Below are 20,077 nucleotides of genomic sequence, written 5' to 3'. Positions count from 1 at the left end.
TACTCCCCCGACTTTGCCGTTTTCACATGCCTAACCAACAGCCCCCCACCATTGACCCGCGCGCCGCACAACGCTGGCAAGACCTGCCTGTGGCCGAGTCGCCCTGGTTGCATGAAGAGGTGGCGCGGCGCATGCAAGAGCGCCTCGACTGGATCACGGTGTTGCCCAGCAGCTGGGTGCACTGGCAGCCGCTCAAAGGTGGTCTGCAGGCGCATAGCTTGATCAGTCAGCGCTACCCCAAAGCCACCTGCACGGTGCTGGAGGGCTCCAGCGCAGGTGTGCAGCAGGCGGGCAAGGCGCTGCTGCCCGCGCGTTGGAAGCCCCAAGCCTGGTTGCAACCCAAAACCCAGGTGGTCACGCAGGTGGAGCAGCCCGCGCAGATGCTGTGGTCCAACATGTGCTTGCACATGGCGGCTGACCCGCAGGGGCTGATGGCGCAGTGGCACGCCGCGCTGCAGGTCGATGGTTTCCTGATGTTTTCCTGCCTGGGGCCAGACACCCTCAAAGAGCTGCAAACCCTCTACAAAACGCTGGGCTGGCCCGCGCCCGCCCACGAGTTCACCGACATGCACGACTGGGGCGACATGCTGGTGGGCGCTGGCTTTGCCGAGCCGGTGATCGACATGGAACGCATCACGCTCACTTTTGAGACGCCCGAGCGCCTGTTGCAAGAGCTGCGCGGCCTGGGCCGCAATCTGCATGTGGCGCGGTTTGCGGGGTTGCGTGGGCGCGGCTGGCACCAGCAACTGCTCAAGGCGCTGGCGCAGCAGCCCTTGCAACTCAGCTTTGAGGTGATCTACGGCCACGCGTTTAAACCCAAGCCACGCTTGTCGGTGGCGGCGCACAGCGAAATCAGCCTGAGCGACATGCGGGCGGCGCTGGCGCGTGGCAGGCCTGCGTCGGGTGTTTAAGCCGGGTGAGGTTTTCCTCCCTCTCCTTGCGGGAGAGGGCAGGGGTGAGGGCAGGGCCTTGCAGATGGTACAAAAAACCAAACGCCGCCCTCACCCTAACCCTCTCCCTGGGGGAGAGGGGACACATCCGCAGCTGATCCGCTGACGCTCTGCTGGCTATGATGGAGCCCATGAACAAACGACATGCTCTGCAAAAAATAGCTGCTGGCGCTTTAGGACTCTGGGCTGCAGCCCATTTGATCGCATGTGGCCCCAGTGGCCCGGCGTTCACCGCGATCAATATCACCGGCGCCGACTACGCCAAGGACTTTGCCCTGACCGACCACAATGGCCAGCTGCGCAGCTTGAAAGACTTTCGCGGCAAGATCGTGATGGTGTTTTTTGGTTACACCCAGTGCCCGGACGTGTGCCCGACCTCGATGGTGGAGATGGTGCGTATCAAGCAGCTGCTGGGGCCGGATGGCGACAAGCTGCAGGGTCTGTTTGTCACCGTGGACCCCGAGCGTGACCAGCCCGAGATGCTCAAAGCCTACATGGAGAACTTTGACCCGACGTTTCTGGCGCTCTACACCACACCCGAAAAAACCGCTGCCTTGGCCAAGGACTACAAGGTGTATTACAAAAAGGTGCCCGGCCCCACACCCACCAGCTACACCATCGACCACACGGCGGGCAGCTACGTGTACGACACCCAGGGCAACTTGCGCCTGTTCACGCGTTACGGCACCCAGCCCGAGCTGACCGCCGCCGACATCCGCCTGCTGTTGCATCCGGCGGCTTGAGTGCTCTTGGATTGATAGCTACCAGCCCTTGATGGATAAGGGCCAGAGGGTTAAAAAGCTTGCAATCAGCGAAACTGCCGCTGGCCGCCACTTAGTCGTTGCTGACTCCCAGCGTCTTGATCACCCCACCAAACAGCGCCGTGTCGGCCTGGATGCGGTTGGCCAGCCCCTCGGGCGACGAACCCACCACCTGCCAGCCTTGCTGAAACAGTTTTTGCCGCACTTCGGGGCTGCGGCTGATCTCGCTGACCAGTTTGGACAGTTTGGCCACAACGGGCGCGGGCAGGCTCTTGGGCGCGGCCACCGCGTTCCAGATTTCCAGGTTGAAGTTGGGTACACCGGCCTCGCTCATGCTGGGGTAATCGGGTGCCAGGCTGCTGCGCCCGCTCGACGTCACACCAATCGCGCGCAACTTGCCGCCCTTGACCTGGGCGATGGCCTGGGCAGGTGGCAGCATCGAGAGCTGCAGCAGCCCGCCCACCATGCCACTGGCCACCTGCGCGTAACCCGGGAAGGGCACATGCACAACTTTCATGCCGGTGCGTGACTTGAGCAGCTCCATGCCGATGTGGCCGATGGTGCCCACACCGGGCGAGCCGTAACTCCAGCTGTCACCGGCGGCTTTGGCGGCCTTGAAGAACTCGGCCGCTGTGGCGCCCGGCGCGTTCAGGGGCGCGGTCAGCACCAGCGGCGAGACACCCACCAGCGACACCGGCTGCAGGTCTTTCAACGGGTCATAGGCCAGCGTGGGGTTGAGCAACTTGGCGGTGGTCATGTTGCCGTTGATCATCAGGCCAAGCGTGTGGTTGTCGGTGGCTTTGGCGACATAGTCGGCACCGATGTTGCCGCCCGCACCGACCTTGTTTTCCACAATCACCGGCTGGCCCAGCGCCTTGGACAGCGGCTCGGCCAGGGTGCGTGCGGTCAGGTCGGGTGAGGAGCCGCCCGGAAAACCAACAATGATGCGCACGGTTTTCGTTGGCCAGGCCGGGGTTGGTGCGGCATTTTGGCGAGACCCCAAGTCCAGCCCGCTGGCCCAGGTAGATAGAGCGCTGATAGCTATAAAAAGCAGAGTCTTGCGACGTTGGAAAGATGTCATCTGAAAGCCCCGTACAGACATGAAAAAACCCCACGTGCCAGCGTATTGGCGGCAGGTGGGGTGATTATCGGCGCGCCGTTACAGGCGCTGGCGGCTTGGTTCAGGCAAATTCAACCAGGGCCTTTTTCATCTTTTTCATGGCCGCCACTTCAATCTGGCGGATGCGCTCAGCGCTGACGCCGTAGACGGCGGCCAGGTCGTGCAGGGTCATGCCGCCCGAGTTGTCGTCGTTGACCTTGAGCCAGCGTTCTTCAACGATGTGGCGGCTGCGGTCGTCCAGCGTGGCCAGCGCTTGGGCGATGCCGTCGCTGGCCAACACGTCGCGGTGGTGCGCTTCGATCATCGCGGTGGGTTCGTGCGCGGCGTCGGTCAGGTAAGAGATCGGGCCAAAAGCGTCTTCACCGTCGTCGGACGGGCTCGGGTCGAGCAACACGTCTCCGCCGGACAGACGCGCTTCCATCTCGATCACTTCTTCACGCTTGACGTTGAGCTCGGTGGCCATCGCGTCGATCTGGCTGTCGTTGAGGGTGTCGCGGTGCGAGTCAAGGTCGGCCATCGCGTCTTCGCTGCGAAAGCGCTGTTTCATCGAACGCAGGTTGAAAAACAGCTTGCGCTGCGCCTTGGTGGTGGCCACCTTGACCATGCGCCAGTTTTTCAGGATGTATTCGTGGATTTCGGCCTTGATCCAGTGCAGCGCGTAACTCACCAAGCGCACGCCTTGGTCGGGGTCAAAACGTTTGACGGCCTTCATCAGTCCGACGTTGCCTTCCTGGATCAGGTCGCCATGCGGCAGGCCGTAGCCCAGGTATTGGCGCGCGGTGGACACCACCAGGCGCAGGTGCGAGAGCACCAGTTTTCCGGCGGCTTCCAGGTCGTTGTTGATGCGGTATTGGCGCGCAAAAGCCTGCTCTTCCTCGAGGGTGAGCATGGGCATGCGGTTGACCGCCGAAATATAGGCATCCAGATTGCCTAGCGCAGGCACCAGCGCCCAGGGGTTAGCCAGGGTCAGCGCGGTGCTTGGGTTGCCAGTGTGCGTTGTCATGCCAGTACTCCTATGGGTGAACGTGCAAATATTAGCACTCCCTTGGAGAGAGTGCTAATAATAAAGTTCAATTGCGCAAAACGGTTGGGGGTATGGGGGCAGGCTGCGGCTGGCGGCTTGGCCCGCCCGGTGTTGCGCCAAGGCAAGGATATTTGCAGCTGTGGCCGCCTGAACGTGCAGAGGCACGATGGCTTGAGGTCTAATACTGCCTTCAACAGCTGAATTCATTCCCATGCCTACGCCGTTAAGCAAAGAAGAGGCCTACGCCAGACTGGGTGCCATTACCAGGGAAATGCACGAGGCACTGACCTTATTGGGCAGTAACCATTTGCATGACATTGTGGAAGAGATCCCGCATGCCCGGGATCGGCTGGCGTATGTGGGTCAGATGACCGAGGCCGCTGCCGACAAGGTGCTCACGCTGGTTGAAACCGCCAAACCCGCCTGTGACGATCTGTCTGGCCGCGCCGTCGAGCTCAGTGCATCTCTGGCCCGCTTTGCCCGCTCAGAAGAGTTGACGCTGCAAAAGGCGCGTGGTCTGCTGGTGGTCTGCAGCAAGTTTGTCGAGAGAACCGGCGGCTTTTCCAAGGGGCAGGCCGAGGTGCTCAGTGACATCATGATGGCGCAGGATTTTCAGGATCTGTCGGGCCAGGTGATCAAAAAGGTCATCGACATCATCAACCGCACCGAGATGCAGCTGGTGCACCTGTTGGTCGACAGTGCGCCCCAGGCCGAGGCCACCCAGGATACGCCCCAAGTGGAGCCTGTCACGGTGGATACCCACAAGCTCGATGGCCCGCAAACCGCAGAAAACGCCCTCAAACAAACCGATGTGGATGACTTGTTGGCCTCACTGGGGTTCTGAGCCAGGCCCATCGGCACAATTTGCTCTTTGCGTTACCGAGGATTTGCCATGTTGCGTTTTTCCGCCCTCAGTCTGATCTGTGTGTCGCTTCTGAGCGCCTGCAGCGGCTACGCGCCGCCAGCCAATGTCAAGGATCTGACCCAGGCGCAGCTGGTGGCCCAGATGGGGCCGCCTGACAAGCAGCGAGAGATGGCCACCGGCACCCGGCTGGAGTTTCCCCGGGGCCCGATGGGGCACCACACCTGGTTTGTGGATCTCGGCCCCGATGGCCGGGTGATCAAGGCCGCGCAGGTGTTGACCGAAGAAAACTTCGCCCGCATCACCCCTGGCTTGTCACAGCAAGAGGTGCGTGACCTGCTGGGCCGTGCCAGCCACATCCAGGGGCTGGGGCGCTCGCGCGGTGAGGTCTGGAGCTACCGTTACGAAAACCACTTCTGCCAGTGGTTCCAGGTCGAGATCTCACAAGAGCTGCAGGTGCGCTCCACCGGTTATGGCGAGCCACCGGAATGTGCACGCGACCGCGACATCATCATTCCCTGAGCGACAGGCCCGCCAGCCGGTCACAAAAGGCGGTGGGCACTGGCGCTACTTGGCGGCGGCTGTAGTCAAAAAACACAATCCCGGTTTTGCCACGCGCCACCTCGCGCTGGCTGATTTGTTCCCGCATGCACCACACCAGGTCACAACCCTTGGCGCCCAGGTCGGTTGCCGTCATCTGCACCACCATGACCTCGCCATAAAACGCTTCGGAGCGGTACTGCACCGCCGCATCGGCCACCAGGATGCCGACACCTTCCACATCCAGCTCGGTGTAACCCAGGGCTTTGAAAAACCTCACCCGCGCCTCTGAGACCAGGGTGAGCAGCAGCGCGTTGTCCAGATGGCCACCGTAGTTCATGTGGCTCTGGTAGAGCGTGATCTCGGTGGCAAAAGCGAACTGTTCAGGAAGCTGGATGTGGATACGTGCCATGGCGCTGCCTCAAAGGTGGTTGAGTTGTTGATTTGACCACTGACACCACGTTGTCAGCAGCCCCCTCGCATCATCAGGGCTTCTTCAACTTCCAAAGAGTACGCCATGACAAACGCCATCAGCTGGTTCGAAATCCCCACGGTTCAACTGGATCAGGCCCAGGCTTTTTACGAGGCTGTCCTGGGTCGCCCAATGCGCCGCGAGGCCATGGGGCCGTCACAGGGCGCCGTTTTTGAATACGACAACGCAGGTGGTGGTGTTGGTGGGGCCTTGATGATGGGGCCCAGTGCGCCAGCGTTGGCCAATGGTGGCACCCTGGTGTATCTGGATGCTTCACCTGCGCTGGATGCCGCCTTGGCACGTGTGGTGGCAGCGGGTGGCCAGGTGGTGCTGTCGCGCCAGGCCTTGCCGCCTGGCATGGGCTATTTTGCGCACATCACGGATCTGGATGGCAACCGGGTGGGATTGCATGCCTTGGGCTGACAAGCGCACTGCGGCCTGATGTTGCTGCATTTTTAAGAGCTATCTGCCCATGTATCATGAGGATCAGAGCACAAAAAGTATCTCAAACGTTCAACCACCATGCGCCGTGCCGACCGCCTGTTCCAGATCGTTCAACTCATTCGTGGGCGGCGGCTCAGCACGGCGGCCTATCTGGCGCAACGGCTGGAGGTGTCGGCCCGCACCGTGTACCGCGATGTGGCCGACCTGCAGCACCAGGGTGTGCCCATTGAGGGTGAGGCCGGTGTGGGTTACCGGCTGGGGCAGGGCTTTGATCTGCCACCGCTGATGTTCACGCTGGACGAAGCGCGTGCCCTGGTGGCCTCGGTGCGCATGGCCCAGGTCTGGCAAGACCCGGCACTGGCGCAGGCCTCTCAAGTGGCTTTGGGGAAAATTCTGTCGGTGTTACCCGCAGCGGCCCGGGCGGCTGCGCAAAGCATGGCCGTTTATGCGCCACCTGTTGGGCTGGAGCCGTCAGTGCAGATCACCCTGCAAACACTGCGAGAAGCGACACAAACACGCCACAAGGTGCAGGTTGACTACCGCGACGCCACCGACCAGATCACACAGCGCATCTTGCGCCCGCTGGGCTGTTTTTACTGGGGCAAGGTCTGGACACTGGCGGCGTGGTGCGAGCACCGCCACGGGTTTCGCAGCTTTCGCCTGGACCGCATGAGCCATCTGCAGGTGATCGACGGCAAGGTCGGGCAGTTCCAGGACGAAGCGGGCAAAAGGCTGGCCGATTACCTGCGCGCCGCTGCACCCGCTGGTACACAAGACAAGCTGGATGGCACTGCCTGACGCTGACAGTATGGCGCACGGCGCACCATGTCTGAAAATGCCCGCTTTACCCCTCTGAGATACCCGACATGAACGCCGCCACCCGTATAAGCTTTCCCGTGCTCTGCCAGAAGATCACCAACGCCCTCACAGCTGCCGGTGTACCCAACGATCTGGCCGAGCTTGAGGCAAAGATTTTGGTTGAGTCCGACCTGCTGGGCGTGCCGTCGCACGGGGTGCGCATGTTGCCGGGCCTGCTGGCTGCTTTGAGGGATGGTCGGGTCAAGGCACAACCCAATATCCAATTCACGAGGCAATTTGCCGCCACCAGCATGCTTGATGCCGACAACGGCCCGGGTCGCAGTGCCGCCTGCCGCGCCATGGACGATGCGGTCAACCGCGCACGCCAGTTTGGCATCGGCGCCTGTCTGGCGGTGCACACCACCCACTGGGGCCGCGCCCATGCCTATGCCAGCCGCGCAGCGAGCCAGGGCTTTGTCGGCCTGTGCACCACCAACGCGATGCCGACCATGGCGGGTTGGGGTGCCACCAGCCGGGTGCTGGGCAATAACCCGCTGGCGGTGGCCATCCCGCGTGCCGACGCTGATGCGCCGCTGGTGCTGGACATGGCCATGAGTCAGGCTGCGGTGGGCAAGGTGGGCACCAGCCTGCGTGAGGGCCAGGCCATCCCCCCGGGCTGGGGCCTGGATGCGCAAGGGCAACCCAGCACCGACGCCAAGGCGATTCTGGCGGGTGCGGTGTTGCCCTTTGGTGGCCACAAAGGTGCCGGGCTGGCGCTGGTGATGGAGCTGCTGACCGCTGCCCTTGGCGGTGGCGCCTTTGGCAACGAAATTTCTGCCGGTGACCGCAGCGGCATCGACCCGGATGCCAGCAAACTCTTCGTCGCCCTCAACCCTGAGGCTTTTGGTGGCCTGGAGGTGCTGACCCGGCGCGTGACTGACTATTTGGGTCATCTGGGTGAGGTCGCTGCACCGTTCACCTGGCCAGGTGAACGTGGCTGGGCCAGCCGGGACACCAACCTGGTCCAGGGTGTGCCATTACATGCCGACATCGTGGCCCAGCTGGCCGAAGTGGGTGTGGTTATCTAGAGGCACGGGCATAATTTGCCGATGCTTTTTTCTGCTGTGTTGTGGATGAGTTGGCGACGGTTTGGCACCTCGGGTGCCGGAGTCTCCTGTTGAGCTGAGCATGGCCACTTCACCGCTGACCCACCACGAGATCCTCGGGCTGATCGAGCCGTTCACTCGAAGCGGTCGTCGGCTGGATCTGGCTGGCAGCGACCGTGTCCAGCGCTGCCTGGTGTTCAAGCCCGAGACCTGCCCCAACCCCTCGGCCTCCGCCCCGACGCTGACGGACCGGCTGGAGTTGGACTGCCCAAGTGAGACCCGCTTTGTGCTGCGCCGCATCGTGGTCCATCCTGCAGGTTTACAGGCCACCCTGCAGACCGAAGGGGCCGATGTGGATAGCCTGCTTGCTGGGCTGCAGGCGTTGGCCCCCGAGCCCCTGTTTCGCTCGGGCGACGGCTGGTGCATGGCCTGCAACCACCGACTGGTGTTGCCGACCAACACCCTGCAGCTCAGCAGTGCCGAAGTACAGGTACAGGGCCTGAGCCTGCGGCTCAAGATGCCCGCAGTGAAGGGTTACCCGGCCGAGCTGGAATTCACCGCCAACGCAGCCATTGACTTGCCCGACGACCTGCTGCAGGTGTTGGGCCGCCACTGGGCGCGGCTGACGCGCCACCCCAAAAACTGGCGCAGCAGCTTGCGTTTGCCTGGCTCCGATTCTGAGCGTAGCCGTCTGGCTGTGAACCAGCTGGAGTTGGCGGCCCGGCATGTGGCGCAGACCCTGGCCCAGCCGCCGTCTTTGTTCCACCAGCAACAGGCTGGCGCACGCTGGCGGGTGGCTGCCCGGCGGGCGGTGCCGTTGCTGATTCTGCTGGGGCTGGTGCTGGGTTCACTGGCCGTGCCTTACCTCGGTATTGCGCAGAACTCGGTCTACTGGATGCTGATCTTTAACGCGCCACCCCTGTTGCTGTTATGGGGCTTTTGCCTGCGCGAGATGCCCAGTTTTGAGTTGCCCCGCCCACCCCGGCGCCTGACGGCGGCCAGCTGGTGGGCCACACCGCCCGTTGACACGCTGGTCAACAGCCCACACCCAACCACGTCCGCGACCACCGCGCCCGGTGGTGCGCCCTGAGATTCCTCGAACAAGAACAAGGTCAGACCATGCTTGGCAACCCCATGAACATCCCACCGGTCTCCATCGCTGCGGCCAAGGCCGCGCTGATCGAGCAGTACGCGGACGCCACCCTGCGCCGCCGCGCCACCATGTTGTGGGGTACGCGGGGTGTGGGCAAGTCGTCCATCGTGCGTCAGGTGGCCGAGCACTTCAAGGTGCCGCTGGTGGACTTGCGCCTGACCACCATTGAGCCAGTCGACATCCGGGGGGCCATTTATGCCGACGACACCCTGGCCAAAACCGTGTGGTTTCCGCCCGAGTTTTTGCCCTCAACATCCGACCCTGCGGGCATTTTGTTTCTGGACGAACTCACTGCGGCCGATAAACGGCTGCAGGTGTCGGCCTACTCGCTGATCCTGGACCGGCGTGTCGGCAACTATGTGCTGCCCGATGGCTGGCAGGTGATTGCGGCGGGCAACGCCAGCTTTCACGACGCGGTCAGCAACGACATGGGCACCGCGCTGGCCGACCGCATGTTCCATTTCAATGTGCAGACGGTGATCGACGCTTTTTTGGCCCACGCCCTGTCAAAGGACTTCGCGCCCGAGGTGATGGCCTACCTACGGGTGCGGCCCGACAAGCTCGACGACACCCAGTCTCAATTGGCCAACGATTACCTGATTGGCGCCAGCCCACGCGGCTGGGAAGACATCTCGAACGTGCTCAAGTCAGGCCTGTCAGACGCGACCAAGCGGATCTTGGTGCAGGGTCGTATTGGTGCTGCCAATGCCGCCGAGTTTTTTGGGGTGCTGCGTGAAATCCAGGCTGCGGTGGATGTGGTGCGCCTGCTGGCGGCCAAACGCGGCGCCGAGACGGTGGCCCTGTTGCCCAAGACGCTGGATGGGCTCTACGGCACCATCTACGGCCTGCTGGCCGCCTGCCGCGAAGAAAGTACCGTGAGTCGGGCGCTGGAAATCATTGAGCAGTTTGCCGACATCCGCAGCAGCACGGCCTTGCCCATTGTGGAAGGCCAGACGCTGGCCATGGAGCTGCTGATGCAGCGCGCGTTGGAGAGTGGGCTGGAGGCCGCCATCCTCGACAGCCCGGTGTATGCCCGCTACACCGAGCGGCGCGCCAAAGAGGCAGCGCGTGGCTGACGACTTGCCCGAGCCTCAGGCGCTCTACCGCCACCGTGGCACGCGCGCGGTAGCGCGCATGGTGGAGTTTGCGCCGTCCACCGGTGGGCTGGCGCTCTGGGTCAAGCACCAGAACGTCTCGGAGTTACAAGCCTTTTGGGCCTCTGGCCCTTTATTGGTAACGGATGGTCGCACCATTTTTTATAGCGAACGCTTTGAGGCGCTGCCCTTGCCCGAGCAGGTGGGCCACGTCGCGCACGAGGTGCTGCACATTGCGCTGCGGCATCCGCAGCGTTACCTGGTACTCCAGCAGCTGCTGGGTGATGTGGACCTGGCGCTGTTTAACCTCTGCGCCGATGCCATTGTCAACAGCGCCTTGAGTCACCTGAGCTGGCTGCAACTGCCACAGGATGCGGTGTATCTGGACAAGCTGCTCAAAACCACGCTTCAGCTGGACCTGCCGGTCGACAAGGCCCTGCTGCAATGGGATGTGGAAACCCTCTACCGCGCGCTGGATGACCGTGGCGCCGCGCCAGACAAGGGCAAGGTTCAGAGCCACAGCAGCGCTGCAGCGCACAAGCCATCCAACCAAGGCCAGTCGAGCCGACAGCCCAGCGCCGCAGGCCAGACTGCAGCTGCCAGTGGCCCATCCCAAAACGCAGATGGCCAGCGCGCCGCCCGCGCCCGAGCCATGGGCCGCCCTACACAGCGTGATCTGGTGCCCAGCGAACAGACCCTGGGCTCGCCCGAATCCCAGGCCGAGCTGGCCCGCGAGTGGTGCGAGCGCCTCACCCGCGCCCATGCGGGTGACGGCGCCCACTCGATGTTGCGCAGCCTGATGGCGGACCTGCCCAAATCCCGCACGCCGTGGGAGCAGGTCTTGCGCACCCAGCTGGCGCGCAGCCTCTCGCATGAGCCTGAGTTGTCCTGGTCGCGCCCCTCGCGCTCTTACCTGGCCAACCAGGGGCGCAGCGGCCCGCATCACCGTATGCCGTTTGAGCCGGGCACCAGCCCAGGCCGTGCCGTGCCGCGTCTGGTTCTGGTGGTGGATGTGTCGGGTTCCATCGACGATGAGTTGCTGCAGCGTTTTGGCCGCGAGATCAGCGCCATCACCCGGCGCCTGGCCGCAGGTGTGACGCTGGTGTTGGGGGATGACCGTGTGCGCCAGGTGCTGCGTTTTGAACCCGGCCGCTTCAAACTGGATCAGCTCGACTTCAAAGGCGGTGGTGGCACCGATTTCACCCCGCTGCTCGAAGAAGCCGAGCGCCATGTGCCCGACATCATTGTGGTGCTGACCGACCTGGACGGCCCGGCGCGCCATCGGCCGCGTTGCCCGGTGCTCTGGGCGGTGCCGCAAATGGCAGCGTTGATGGCGCCCCCCTTTGGTCGCCAACTGGTGCTGAGCTGAGGTCCGAGCCATGACCGCCACCCCTCTGACCCACCATGACATCCTGGCGCTGGTGGCGCCGTTCAGCCGCAGTGGCCGACAGGTGGATTTGCCCGCCTGCGACCGCATCCAGCGTCGGGTGGTGTTCAAGCCAAGGGACCGTGCTGCCGACGCGCCTGGGTTGGCCGGTCTGTCCGAGTTGCTGGCGCTGGAAAAGGTCAGCCAGAGCAGCTACCGCCTGACCCGCACCCTGGTGCTGTCCAGTGGCCTGCGGGCCCGCCTGACGGCCAGCGGCGCTGAGCCCGCACAGCTGTTGCAGCAGGTGGATGCGGTGCCTGCTGGGCAACACTTTGCGCTGGGCGAGGGGTTTGCCATCGCGCGGCACTATGCCTTGCAGTCAGAGGCACAAGCGCCGGTGCTCAGCAGCGCGGTGGTGCAGGTGGGTGACCTGAGCCTGACGATGACGGTGTCACCGGTGCGCAGTGTCTCGGCCGATGTGCTGCTGAGCGCACCGCCGGGCCAGGTGCTGGACATCCCGCAGGACCTGCTGGCGGTTCTGGGCTGGGCCTGGTCGCCGCTGAGCGCCACGCGCGAGGGCTGGAGCGGCAAGTTCCGCCTGCGCGGCACACCCGACCAGCGCACCCGCCGCGCCGAGGCTGCGCTGGATCGTGTGGCCACCCATCTGGCGCAGACGCTGGCGGCGCCACCTGCGGAGTTTCATGACGCGCATTGGCTGGCGCGCTGGCGGGTGGTGTGGCGCCGGGCCATCCCGCTGCTGACACCCATCTGCATCCTGATCACCGTGCTGGCCATGCCGCGGCTGGCGATTGACGACATTCCGGGCTTGTGGACGGTGGTCTACCAGCTGCCCACGGTGTTGATTGCCATCAGTTTCATGACGCAGGATCTGCCGCGCTTCGAGATCCCGCCCTGGCCACGCCGCGCCAGTGCCCGCAGCTGGTGGCGCCAGCGTGAACCTGACAAGGGGCCCAAACCGGGCTGATCCGGCCTGTGCTGGCTGTTCAGCTGTGGCTGGGGGGCTGGTCCGTCAGCGAGGCGGCTTCCAGGATCGGGTGGTCGATCTTGTTCAAGAACAGGCGGGCGACGCGTGGGGTGGTGTTGAGCAATCTGGCAATGTCGTCGATGTCGTCGGGTATCGCGGCGTTGTCCCAGCCCAGAGCGGTGTGGCGCGCCAGGCGAACCGCCAGCACCACACATTGCACGTTGCTGCGTTCGGCATGGCGGTCGTCGCTGATGCTGATCAGCAACTCGGGCAGGCGCCACAGTTTCATCAAGGCTTGGCGCAAGTCTGTGAGTTCTACGCCCAGCACCTCGCGCTGGATGGCGCGTGAGCGCAGTGTGGCGTCGGCAGCCTGGGCGTCGCGGATTTGGATCGCCAGCGCGGGGGCGTGGAGCCAGATCAGCATCTCGGCAAAGTCATGCAGGAACGCGGCCTGGTGGATGATGGTCGCGTCGGTGTCACCCCGATGTACCGCAAAGCCAAGCGCAAAATGGCCAGCACGCTCAGCTCTTCGTAGCAGTTTCTGCAGGCCTTCTTTGGCCTCGGGTTGGTCGGTCAGCCAGTCTTCGACCGTGCGTTGCGGGCCAAATTGGCGAAAGAAAGGGGAGATACCCATCAGCACCAGCGAGGTGGTGATCGACTCGGTTTCGGTGGCCTGGCTGGGTTTGCGCAGGCTGGCTGCATAGGCCAGCACCTTGAGTGTCATGAGCGGGTCAACCTGGATCACCGGGGTGAGCATGTTGGCGTCCACCTCGTCCTCGATGGCGCGCAACTCTTCGAGCGCCCGCGCGGTGGCGGCCAGCACCGGGATGTCGGCGCGCAGGAAATAGTGGGTCCAGGCGCCAATGTGGGGCCAAGGCACCTTGAGAAAGTTCACGGGTTGTGGCGTTGGGACAACCGGTACAGCCTCCAACGCGCCAGGCAGCTCTTTCTGATCTGTCATCGGAGTTTCCGTGTGATGGGTGGGCGGGAGTATCTGCTCAGCTGGCAGACCAGTCAAGCATTGGGGTCATTGCTATATTTTTTATCGGCAGCTGGCGCCGGATAATGAGGTTTTGGATACTTGAACCGGATTCGTCATGACACACCCTGCGCCCAGCACCCCGCCTTCTGGCAACAAGCCCGCCGAGCCACGCCTGACCAGCCTGTCACACGGTGGTGGTTGCGGCTGCAAGATTGCACCCGGGGTGTTGTCGAGCATCCTCAAGGGCACCAGCGCCATGCCCATCCCCAAGGAGCTGCTGGTGGGCATCGAGACCGCCGACGACGCGGCGGTGTACCAGCTCAATGACGAGCAGGCGCTGATTGCCACCACCGACTTTTTCATGCCCATTGTTGACAACCCGTTTGACTTTGGCCGCATTGCTGCCACCAACGCCATCAGCGACGTGTACGCGATGGGCGGCACACCCATCATGGCGCTGGCGCTGGTGGGCATGCCGATTGCCGTGTTGTCGGTCGAGACCATTGGCCAGATTCTGGAAGGCGGCGCCAGCGTGTGCCGCGCGGCGGGCATCCCGATTGCTGGTGGCCACACCATTGACTCGGTCGAGCCGATTTATGGCCTGGTGGCACTGGGCCTGGTGCACCCGAGCCGGGTCAAGAAAAACGCCAGCGCCCGCCTGGGTGACAAGCTGGTTCTGGGCAAACCCATTGGCGTGGGCATCTTGTCGGCGGCGCTCAAGAAGAACAACCTGGACGCCGCCGGTTATGCCCAGATGATGGCGGTCACCACCCAGCTCAACACGCCCGGCCCGTTGCTGGCGGCTTTGCCGGGGGTGCATGCCATGACCGATGTCACCGGTTTTGCGCTGGCCGGGCACGCGCTGGAAATGGCGCGGGGTGCGGGTCTGACGGCCACGCTGGACTGGCGTCGGGTGCCACTGCTGCCCGGTGCACGTGACTTGGCGCTGGCGGGCAACATCACCGGGGCCTCTGGCCGCAACTGGGCGGCCTATGGTGCCGAGGTGGCCTTGCCTGCGGACTTTGCGGCGGTCGACCAGGCCTTGTTGTCCGACCCGCAGACCAGTGGTGGCCTGCTGGTGAGTTGTGCCCCTGAGGCGGTGGATGCGGTGCTGGCGGTGTTCCGTGATCTGGGTTTTGGGGATGCGTGTGAGGTGGGGGAGATCACCGCTGCCACTGCGGGTGCCAAGCTGGTGTTGCGCTGAGTTCAGTTGTTTTCGGGTAACGGCAGATGCTATGAATTAAGTAGCTCTTAGCCCTTATTCAATAAGGTCTAGGAGCTAATTTGGCAAAAGAATGGTCAATCCACCCAGCGCAGCCGGGCCAGGTAGGCCAGGCTGTCGCCGCCGCTGTTGTCGCTGTCGGCGCCCGCTGCAATCGCGATCACCGGCGGCATCACTGCACTCTCATCACCAAACAGGCTGGCAAAGTCGTCGGCCAGGCGCCTGCGTTGGTCCACCCACTGCCCCGGCGTGGTCTCAACACCGTTGAGCACGATGTAACGCACCCGGGCGCTGTAGGGGTTGGTGCCGCGTGTGCCCGCTGGGTAGCGGCTGTCCCACAGGTAACACAGCGTGGCGCTGGGCAAGGCCTGCCCGGAAGCGGCGCGTGCCAGCGACAAGCTCACACGCTGAACAAAAGGAATGTCGTGCAGTGGTTGATCAAACATCACGCACACCTTCAGCGCGGCATCGTCTGCGTTTTTGGTGCGGATGTCGGCCTGCGCCAGACCCTGTACCAGTTGCCAGCGCCAGGCCAGGTCGGCCGGTGCTGTGCCACGCCAACTGTGGGTGAGCACGCCGTAAGACTGCTGGGTGCGTATCCGAAGTGCCGACTCGCCCTGCACCAGGCCCGGCTCAAACTGGGTTAACGCCACCCGGTTGCCGGGTAAACCGCTGAGACGCCAGGCCGGGTTCAGACCGGGCGAAGACTCCGCCGCAAACGGTGCCAGTGGGGGTGGCGTCACCATCGAGGCGGGGGCGGTTGCCGTGTTTGATTGCGAAAAAACGGCCTGAGCCCTTGTCGTCAAAGCGCAAGCAGCTATAAAAATCAGAGTTTTTGTTCGACCAGTCCGAGGCATAGGTGGAGGCCCTGACACAGGATGAGACGCTGTTGTGAGTCAAAAAAAACGGGTCGACTCGTATCTAGAGTCAACCCGTTTGAGTGATTGGTCGGAATGAGAGGATTCGAACCTCCGACCCCTTCGTCCCGAACGAAGTGCGCTACCAGGCTGCGCTACATTCCGAAATTCTGCTTGCTGGGTGGCTTAAGACTGCCTGTCCAACAGCTGAGCCGCTAATTGTAGCAAACACGTTTTGTGTGGGCCATCGGGCAATTGTTCGGCGGCGGCTACGGCACGGGCGGCCTCGTCGCTGGCGGCTTTGCGTGCCACCTCCAGCGCACCGGTGGCCTTGACGATGCTCACCACCTGGTCGATGGCAGAGACGTCGCCGTTTTCGATGGCCAGTTTGACCACCGTGCGCTGTTCGGCGTTGCCGCGCTGCATGGCGGCAATCAGCGGCAGGGTGGCTTTGCCCTCGCGCAGGTCGTCGCCCAGGTTCTTGCCCATCACGGCGGCATCGCCGGTGTAGTCCAGCACGTCGTCGATCACCTGGAACGCGGTGCCCAGCGCCTGCCCGTACAACGCGCAGGCGGCTTCCATCTCAGGCGTGGCGCCAGACAGGATGGCGCCGACACGGGCACTGGCCTCAAACAGTTTGGCCGTCTTGGAGCGGATCACCTGCAGGTAACCCTCTTCATCGAGTTCGGCGTTGTGCATGTTCATGAGCTGCAGCACTTCGCCTTCGGAGATCACGACGGTGGCCTCTGACAACACACTCATGACAGGCATGCTGCCCACGTCAACCATCATCTGGAAGGCACGTGAGTACAAAAAGTCACCGACCAGCACACTGGCGGGGTTGCCGAAAGTGACGTTGGCGGTGGCATTGCCACGGCGCAGTGCCGATTCGTCGACCACGTCGTCATGCAACAAGGTGGCGGTGTGAATGAATTCCACGACCGCCGACAGGCTGAAGCGCTGCGCGCCCTTGAAACCCAAGGCGCCACACATCAGCAGCAGCAAGGCCGGGCGTAGCCGCTTGCCGCCTGCGGAGATGATGTAGCGTGAGACTTGCCCGACCAGCGGAACATCCGAGTCCAGGTGTTGCTTGATGACCAGATCGACCTCACGCATGTCAGGCGCGATGACCGATAACAAAGAGGAGGAGGGGGTGTTGGTGGCTTGCAAGACGGTTGGCTCGGTAATGTGCGCAGATTATAGAAAGCTCATCGAGCCAAACCAGTGCGTTATGTCAAGCCGACGTGACAGCGTCAACCACTTGCTGCAAAAGCCCCACAAGCCAAAATCACGGGCTTATGGCATAATGCTGGGCTTCGCGAAAATCCGTTCGTGAAGATCTATACAAAGAGGTTCATATGTACGCGGTCATAAAAACCGGTGGCAAACAATACAGAGTTGCTGCTGGCGAAAAAATTAAAGTAGAACAGATTGCTGCGGACGTTGGCCAAGAGATTGTGTTTGACCAGGTTCTGGCAGTCGGTAGCGGCGCAGAGTTGAAGGTTGGCACGCCCTTGGTGTCCGGCGCCACAGTCAGTGTCACAGTGTTGGCACATGGTAAACACGACAAGGTCACCATCTTCAAGATGCGCCGTCGTAAGCACTATCAAAAGCGTCAAGGGCATCGCCAACAGTTCACCGAACTGTTGATCGGCGCGATTTCTGCATAAGGAGCAAGAGTCATGGCACACAAAAAAGGCGGCGGCTCAACGCGAAACGGGCGCGATTCCAAGCCCAAGATGCTCGGTGTGAAGTCCTACGGTGGTGAGTTGATCAGCGCTGGCGCGATCATCGTGCGCCAACGTGGTACCCAGTTCCACCCCGGCGTGAATGTTGGCATTGGCAAAGACCACACGCTGTTTGCGTTGGTTGAAGGCAATGTCCTGTTCGAGACCAAGGGTGCGCTGAATCGGCGTACCGTGAGCGTGACAGCGGCAGCTTAATCAGCTGGCAGTCCCCACAAAACCCTGCGCGCGGCGCGGGGTTTTTCGTTTATAAAGCCCCCATCATGAAATTTGTTGACGAAGCCTACATTGATGTCTCTGCTGGAGACGGTGGCGCTGGCTGCGTCTCTTTTCGGCATGAAAAGTACAAGGAATTTGGCGGCCCCAATGGCGGCGATGGCGGGCGCGGCGGCCATGTGTTTGCGGTGGCCGACGAAAACCTCAACACCCTGGTTGATTTCCGTTTTTCGCGTCGTTATGACGCCCAACGTGGCCAACACGGCATGGGCTCCGACATGTTTGGCGCGGCCGGGGACGACATCACCCTGAAGATGCCGGTGGGCACCATCATCACCGACGCAGAAACCGGCGAGGTCTTGTTTGAGCTGCTCAAACCGGGTGAGGTGATCACCATCGCCAAGGGCGGCGACGGTGGGTTTGGCAACCTGCGTTACAAGAGCGCTATCAACCGGGCACCGCGCCAGAAAACACCGGGCTGGCCCGGTGAAAAGCGCAACCTCAAGCTCGAACTCAAGGTCTTGGCCGATGTGGGTCTGCTGGGCATGCCCAATGCGGGCAAGTCGACCCTGATCACTGCGGTGTCCAACGCGCGTCCGCGTATTGCCGATTACCCGTTCACCACCTTGCACCCGAACCTGGGTGTGGTGCGGGTCGGGCCGGAACAGAGTTTTGTGGTGGCGGATTTGCCGGGTCTGATTGAAGGCGCCTCCGAAGGTGCGGGCCTGGGCCATCTGTTCTTGCGCCATCTGCAGCGCACCCGTTTGTTGTTGCATGTGGTCGACATGGCGCCGTTTGACGATGCCATTGACACCGTGGCGCAGGCCAAGGCGATTGTCAACGAGCTGAAAAAATACGACAAAAAGCTGTTCGACAAACCACGCTGGCTGGTGCTTAACAAACTCGACATGGTGCCGCTCGAAGAGCGCGCCGCGTTGATCAAAGACTTTGTCAAACGTTTCAAATACAAAGGGCCGGTGTTCGAGATCTCAGCGCTGACCCGCGAAGGCTGTGAGCCGCTGATCAAGGCGGTGTACCAGCACATCAGTGCCCAGCAAAAAATCGAGTCGGCACCCGAGGTGATTGACCCGCGTTTTGCCGCTGATGTGGATCCGATTTAACTGCTATTGTTCATATAGCTACTTGCCCTGATTTAATAAGGGCTGGAGCCTGAAAATGCTTGAAGATTTTGATGCCAGCATCCTGCGTGACGCGCGCCGTGTGGTGGTCAAGGTGGGGTCCAGCCTGGTCACCAACGAAGGCCGAGGCCTGGACGAAGCCGCCATTGGCGAGTGGTGCCGCCAGATGTCTTTGCTGGTGTGTCAGGGCCGCGAGGTCATCATGGTCTCCAGCGGAGCCATTGCCGAAGGCATGAAACGCCTGGGCTGGACCACCCGCCCGCAAGAAATTCACGAGTTGCAGGCCGCTGCCGCCGTTGGCCAGATGGGCCTGGCGCAGATGTACGAAACCAAGTTGCGAGAAAACGGCTTGGGCAGCGCCCAGGTGCTGCTGACCCACGCCGATCTGGCCGATCGCGAGCGTTACCTGAATGCACGCTCGACCTTGCTGACCTTGCTCAAGCTCGGTGTGTTACCGGTCATCAATGAAAACGACACCGTGGTCAACGACGAAATCAAGTTTGGCGACAACGACACCTTGGGTGCGCTGGTGGCCAATCTGGTGGAAGCCGATGCATTGGTGATTCTCACCGACCAAAAAGGCCTTTACACCGCTGACCCCCGCAAAGACCCGGCCGCACAGTTTGTGCATGTGGCGCAGGCCGGTGACCCGGCGCTCGAAGCCATGGCTGGTGGCGCGGGCTCCAGCCTGGGGCGTGGCGGCATGATCACCAAAATCCTGGCTGCCAAACGGGCGGCGGGCTCCGGTGCTTCCACCGTGATCGCCTGGGGTCGAGAGTCCGACGCCTTGTTGCGTCTGTGTCAGGGCGAATCGATTGGCACCCTGCTGATTGCGCCGACCCAAAAAACCCAGGCACGCAAACAGTGGATTGCCGACCATCTGCAGCTCAAAGGCTCGGTCACCGTGGACGCTGGGGCGGTGCACAAGTTGCGCAGCGACGGCTCCAGCCTGTTGCCGATTGGCATGACCGCAGTGGACGGTGATTTTTCGCGTGGTGATGTGATTGCGATCCGCTCTGACGATGGTCTGGAGGTGGCACGTGGCCTGGCCAACTACGCCAGCGCCGAAGCCCGGCTGATCTGCCGCAAGCCATCCAGCCAGTTCGAGAAGTTGCTGGGTTATTCGGCCGAGCCCGAGATGGTGCACCGCGACAACATGGTGCTGAGCCGTCCCTGAACCCCGTCTGGGCGGCGTTTGCCGCGTTACTGTTGTCGCTGGGTGGACAAAGGCGGCTTGCCGT

General features: G+C 62.5%; 22 protein-coding genes and 1 tRNA gene. 16 read left to right on the top strand and 7 right to left on the bottom strand.

What is annotated here, in order from left to right; genetic code table 11:
• The first annotated feature begins 26 nt into the window (after nucleotides 1-26).
• Both RF819_RS06050 and RF819_RS06045 read left to right on the top strand, forming a co-directional pair.
• A complete protein-coding gene (locus RF819_RS06050; protein ID WP_078364141.1) occupies nucleotides 27-911 on the top strand; it encodes a class I SAM-dependent methyltransferase in 885 nt (294 codons plus the stop codon).
• Between the two features lie 170 nt (nucleotides 912-1,081).
• Nucleotides 1,082-1,693 (top strand): SCO family protein, encoded by a 612-nt coding sequence (locus RF819_RS06045; protein ID WP_200224181.1) that lies wholly within the window; start codon nucleotides 1,082-1,084, stop codon nucleotides 1,691-1,693.
• Nucleotides 1,694-1,784: 91 nt separating this feature from the next.
• Here the strand turns inward: RF819_RS06045 and RF819_RS06040 are convergent, their stop codons facing one another.
• Together RF819_RS06040 and rpoH are read right to left on the bottom strand one after the other, a co-directional pair.
• Nucleotides 1,785-2,792 carry a Bug family tripartite tricarboxylate transporter substrate binding protein gene (locus tag RF819_RS06040; RefSeq protein WP_078364139.1) on the bottom strand — a complete coding sequence of 336 codons (1,008 nt, stop codon included), beginning with the start codon at nucleotides 2,790-2,792 and terminating at the stop codon, nucleotides 1,785-1,787.
• 100 nt (nucleotides 2,793-2,892) lie between these two features.
• Nucleotides 2,893-3,834, bottom strand: coding sequence for an RNA polymerase sigma factor RpoH (gene rpoH, locus RF819_RS06035; protein ID WP_078364138.1), 942 nt, complete (start codon nucleotides 3,832-3,834; stop codon nucleotides 2,893-2,895).
• A gap of 232 nt (nucleotides 3,835-4,066) precedes the next feature.
• Here rpoH and RF819_RS06030 point away from each other — a divergent pair, with 232 nt between their 5' ends.
• Together RF819_RS06030 and RF819_RS06025 are read left to right on the top strand one after the other, a co-directional pair.
• Nucleotides 4,067-4,699: a protein phosphatase CheZ gene (locus tag RF819_RS06030; RefSeq protein ID WP_078364137.1), complete on the top strand. Its 633-nt coding sequence runs from the start codon at nucleotides 4,067-4,069 to the stop codon at nucleotides 4,697-4,699.
• A 48-nt stretch (nucleotides 4,700-4,747) separates the two neighbouring features.
• Complete coding sequence (locus RF819_RS06025) at nucleotides 4,748-5,239, top strand: hypothetical protein (protein WP_078364136.1); 492 nt, start codon at nucleotides 4,748-4,750, stop codon at nucleotides 5,237-5,239.
• On the opposite strand, the gene RF819_RS06020 is transcribed toward RF819_RS06025, so the two are convergent.
• Complete coding sequence (locus RF819_RS06020; RefSeq protein WP_078364135.1) at nucleotides 5,229-5,669, bottom strand: acyl-CoA thioesterase; 441 nt, start codon at nucleotides 5,667-5,669, stop codon at nucleotides 5,229-5,231. The two genes, RF819_RS06025 and RF819_RS06020, sit on opposite strands and share 11 nt — an antisense overlap.
• A gap of 105 nt (nucleotides 5,670-5,774) precedes the next feature.
• Here RF819_RS06020 and RF819_RS06015 point away from each other — a divergent pair, with 105 nt between their 5' ends.
• The 7 genes from RF819_RS06015 (at nucleotide 5,775) to RF819_RS05985 (ending at nucleotide 12,675) form a co-directional block, all read left to right on the top strand.
• Nucleotides 5,775-6,152 (top strand): VOC family protein, encoded by a 378-nt coding sequence (locus RF819_RS06015; protein ID WP_078364134.1) that lies wholly within the window; start codon nucleotides 5,775-5,777, stop codon nucleotides 6,150-6,152.
• 99 nt (nucleotides 6,153-6,251) lie between these two features.
• The gene (locus RF819_RS06010) at nucleotides 6,252-6,971 is read left to right on the top strand and encodes a helix-turn-helix transcriptional regulator (protein ID WP_078364133.1); all 720 of its coding nucleotides are present in this window, start codon (nucleotides 6,252-6,254) and stop codon (nucleotides 6,969-6,971) included.
• A gap of 68 nt (nucleotides 6,972-7,039) precedes the next feature.
• Nucleotides 7,040-8,059: an Ldh family oxidoreductase gene (locus RF819_RS06005; RefSeq protein ID WP_078364132.1), complete on the top strand. Its 1,020-nt coding sequence runs from the start codon at nucleotides 7,040-7,042 to the stop codon at nucleotides 8,057-8,059.
• 100 nt (nucleotides 8,060-8,159) lie between these two features.
• Nucleotides 8,160-9,167 (top strand): hypothetical protein, encoded by a 1,008-nt coding sequence (locus RF819_RS06000; protein ID WP_078364131.1) that lies wholly within the window; start codon nucleotides 8,160-8,162, stop codon nucleotides 9,165-9,167.
• Between the two features lie 29 nt (nucleotides 9,168-9,196).
• Entirely contained in the window at nucleotides 9,197-10,306 is a 1,110-nt protein-coding gene (locus tag RF819_RS05995; protein ID WP_078364130.1) for an AAA family ATPase, read from the top strand.
• Complete coding sequence (locus RF819_RS05990; RefSeq protein ID WP_244899875.1) at nucleotides 10,299-11,693, top strand: vWA domain-containing protein; 1,395 nt, start codon at nucleotides 10,299-10,301, stop codon at nucleotides 11,691-11,693. The genes RF819_RS05995 and RF819_RS05990 overlap by 8 nt, the downstream gene beginning before the upstream one ends.
• A 10-nt stretch (nucleotides 11,694-11,703) precedes the next feature.
• The gene (locus RF819_RS05985; RefSeq protein ID WP_078364129.1) at nucleotides 11,704-12,675 is read left to right on the top strand and encodes a hypothetical protein; all 972 of its coding nucleotides are present in this window, start codon (nucleotides 11,704-11,706) and stop codon (nucleotides 12,673-12,675) included.
• 19 nt (nucleotides 12,676-12,694) lie between these two features.
• Here RF819_RS05985 and RF819_RS05980 read toward each other — a convergent pair whose 3' ends face one another.
• Entirely contained in the window at nucleotides 12,695-13,636 is a 942-nt protein-coding gene (locus RF819_RS05980) for an HDOD domain-containing protein (protein ID WP_078364128.1), read from the bottom strand.
• Nucleotides 13,637-13,772: 136 nt separating this feature from the next.
• Between RF819_RS05980 and selD the strand changes: the two genes are divergently transcribed.
• Nucleotides 13,773-14,861, top strand: coding sequence for a selenide, water dikinase SelD (selD, locus tag RF819_RS05975; protein ID WP_078364127.1), 1,089 nt, complete (start codon nucleotides 13,773-13,775; stop codon nucleotides 14,859-14,861).
• 95 nt (nucleotides 14,862-14,956) lie between these two features.
• On the opposite strand, the gene RF819_RS05970 is transcribed toward selD, so the two are convergent.
• The 3 genes from RF819_RS05970 to RF819_RS05960 form a co-directional block, all read right to left on the bottom strand.
• Entirely contained in the window at nucleotides 14,957-15,622 is a 666-nt protein-coding gene (locus RF819_RS05970) for a DUF3047 domain-containing protein (RefSeq protein WP_158081237.1), read from the bottom strand.
• Nucleotides 15,623-15,824: 202 nt separating this feature from the next.
• Nucleotides 15,825-15,901: transfer RNA gene (locus RF819_RS05965), tRNA-Pro, on the bottom strand.
• Between the two features lie 21 nt (nucleotides 15,902-15,922).
• A complete protein-coding gene (locus RF819_RS05960) occupies nucleotides 15,923-16,852 on the bottom strand; it encodes a polyprenyl synthetase family protein (RefSeq protein WP_078364125.1) in 930 nt (309 codons plus the stop codon).
• Between the two features lie 242 nt (nucleotides 16,853-17,094).
• Between RF819_RS05960 and rplU the strand changes: the two genes are divergently transcribed.
• The 4 genes from rplU to proB all read left to right on the top strand — a co-directional run bounded on the left by rplU (nucleotide 17,095) and on the right by proB (nucleotide 20,013).
• Nucleotides 17,095-17,406 carry a 50S ribosomal protein L21 gene (gene rplU / locus RF819_RS05950; protein WP_078364123.1) on the top strand — a complete coding sequence of 104 codons (312 nt, stop codon included), beginning with the start codon at nucleotides 17,095-17,097 and terminating at the stop codon, nucleotides 17,404-17,406.
• Between the two features lie 12 nt (nucleotides 17,407-17,418).
• Complete coding sequence (gene rpmA, locus RF819_RS05945) at nucleotides 17,419-17,679, top strand: 50S ribosomal protein L27 (protein WP_078364122.1); 261 nt, start codon at nucleotides 17,419-17,421, stop codon at nucleotides 17,677-17,679.
• Nucleotides 17,680-17,744: 65 nt separating this feature from the next.
• On the top strand, nucleotides 17,745-18,818 hold the full coding sequence (cgtA, locus tag RF819_RS05940; protein WP_078364121.1) for an Obg family GTPase CgtA: 1,074 nt from the start codon (nucleotides 17,745-17,747) through the stop codon (nucleotides 18,816-18,818).
• A 55-nt stretch (nucleotides 18,819-18,873) separates the two neighbouring features.
• Complete coding sequence (gene proB / locus RF819_RS05935) at nucleotides 18,874-20,013, top strand: glutamate 5-kinase (RefSeq protein WP_078364120.1); 1,140 nt, start codon at nucleotides 18,874-18,876, stop codon at nucleotides 20,011-20,013.
• Nucleotides 20,014-20,077 lie beyond the last annotated feature (64 nt).

The organism is Rhodoferax fermentans (assembly GCF_002017865.1).
In the GTDB taxonomy this organism is placed as follows: domain Bacteria; phylum Pseudomonadota; class Gammaproteobacteria; order Burkholderiales; family Burkholderiaceae_C; genus Rhodoferax; species Rhodoferax fermentans.
This window is presented reverse-complemented; position numbering and strand designations above follow the sequence as displayed.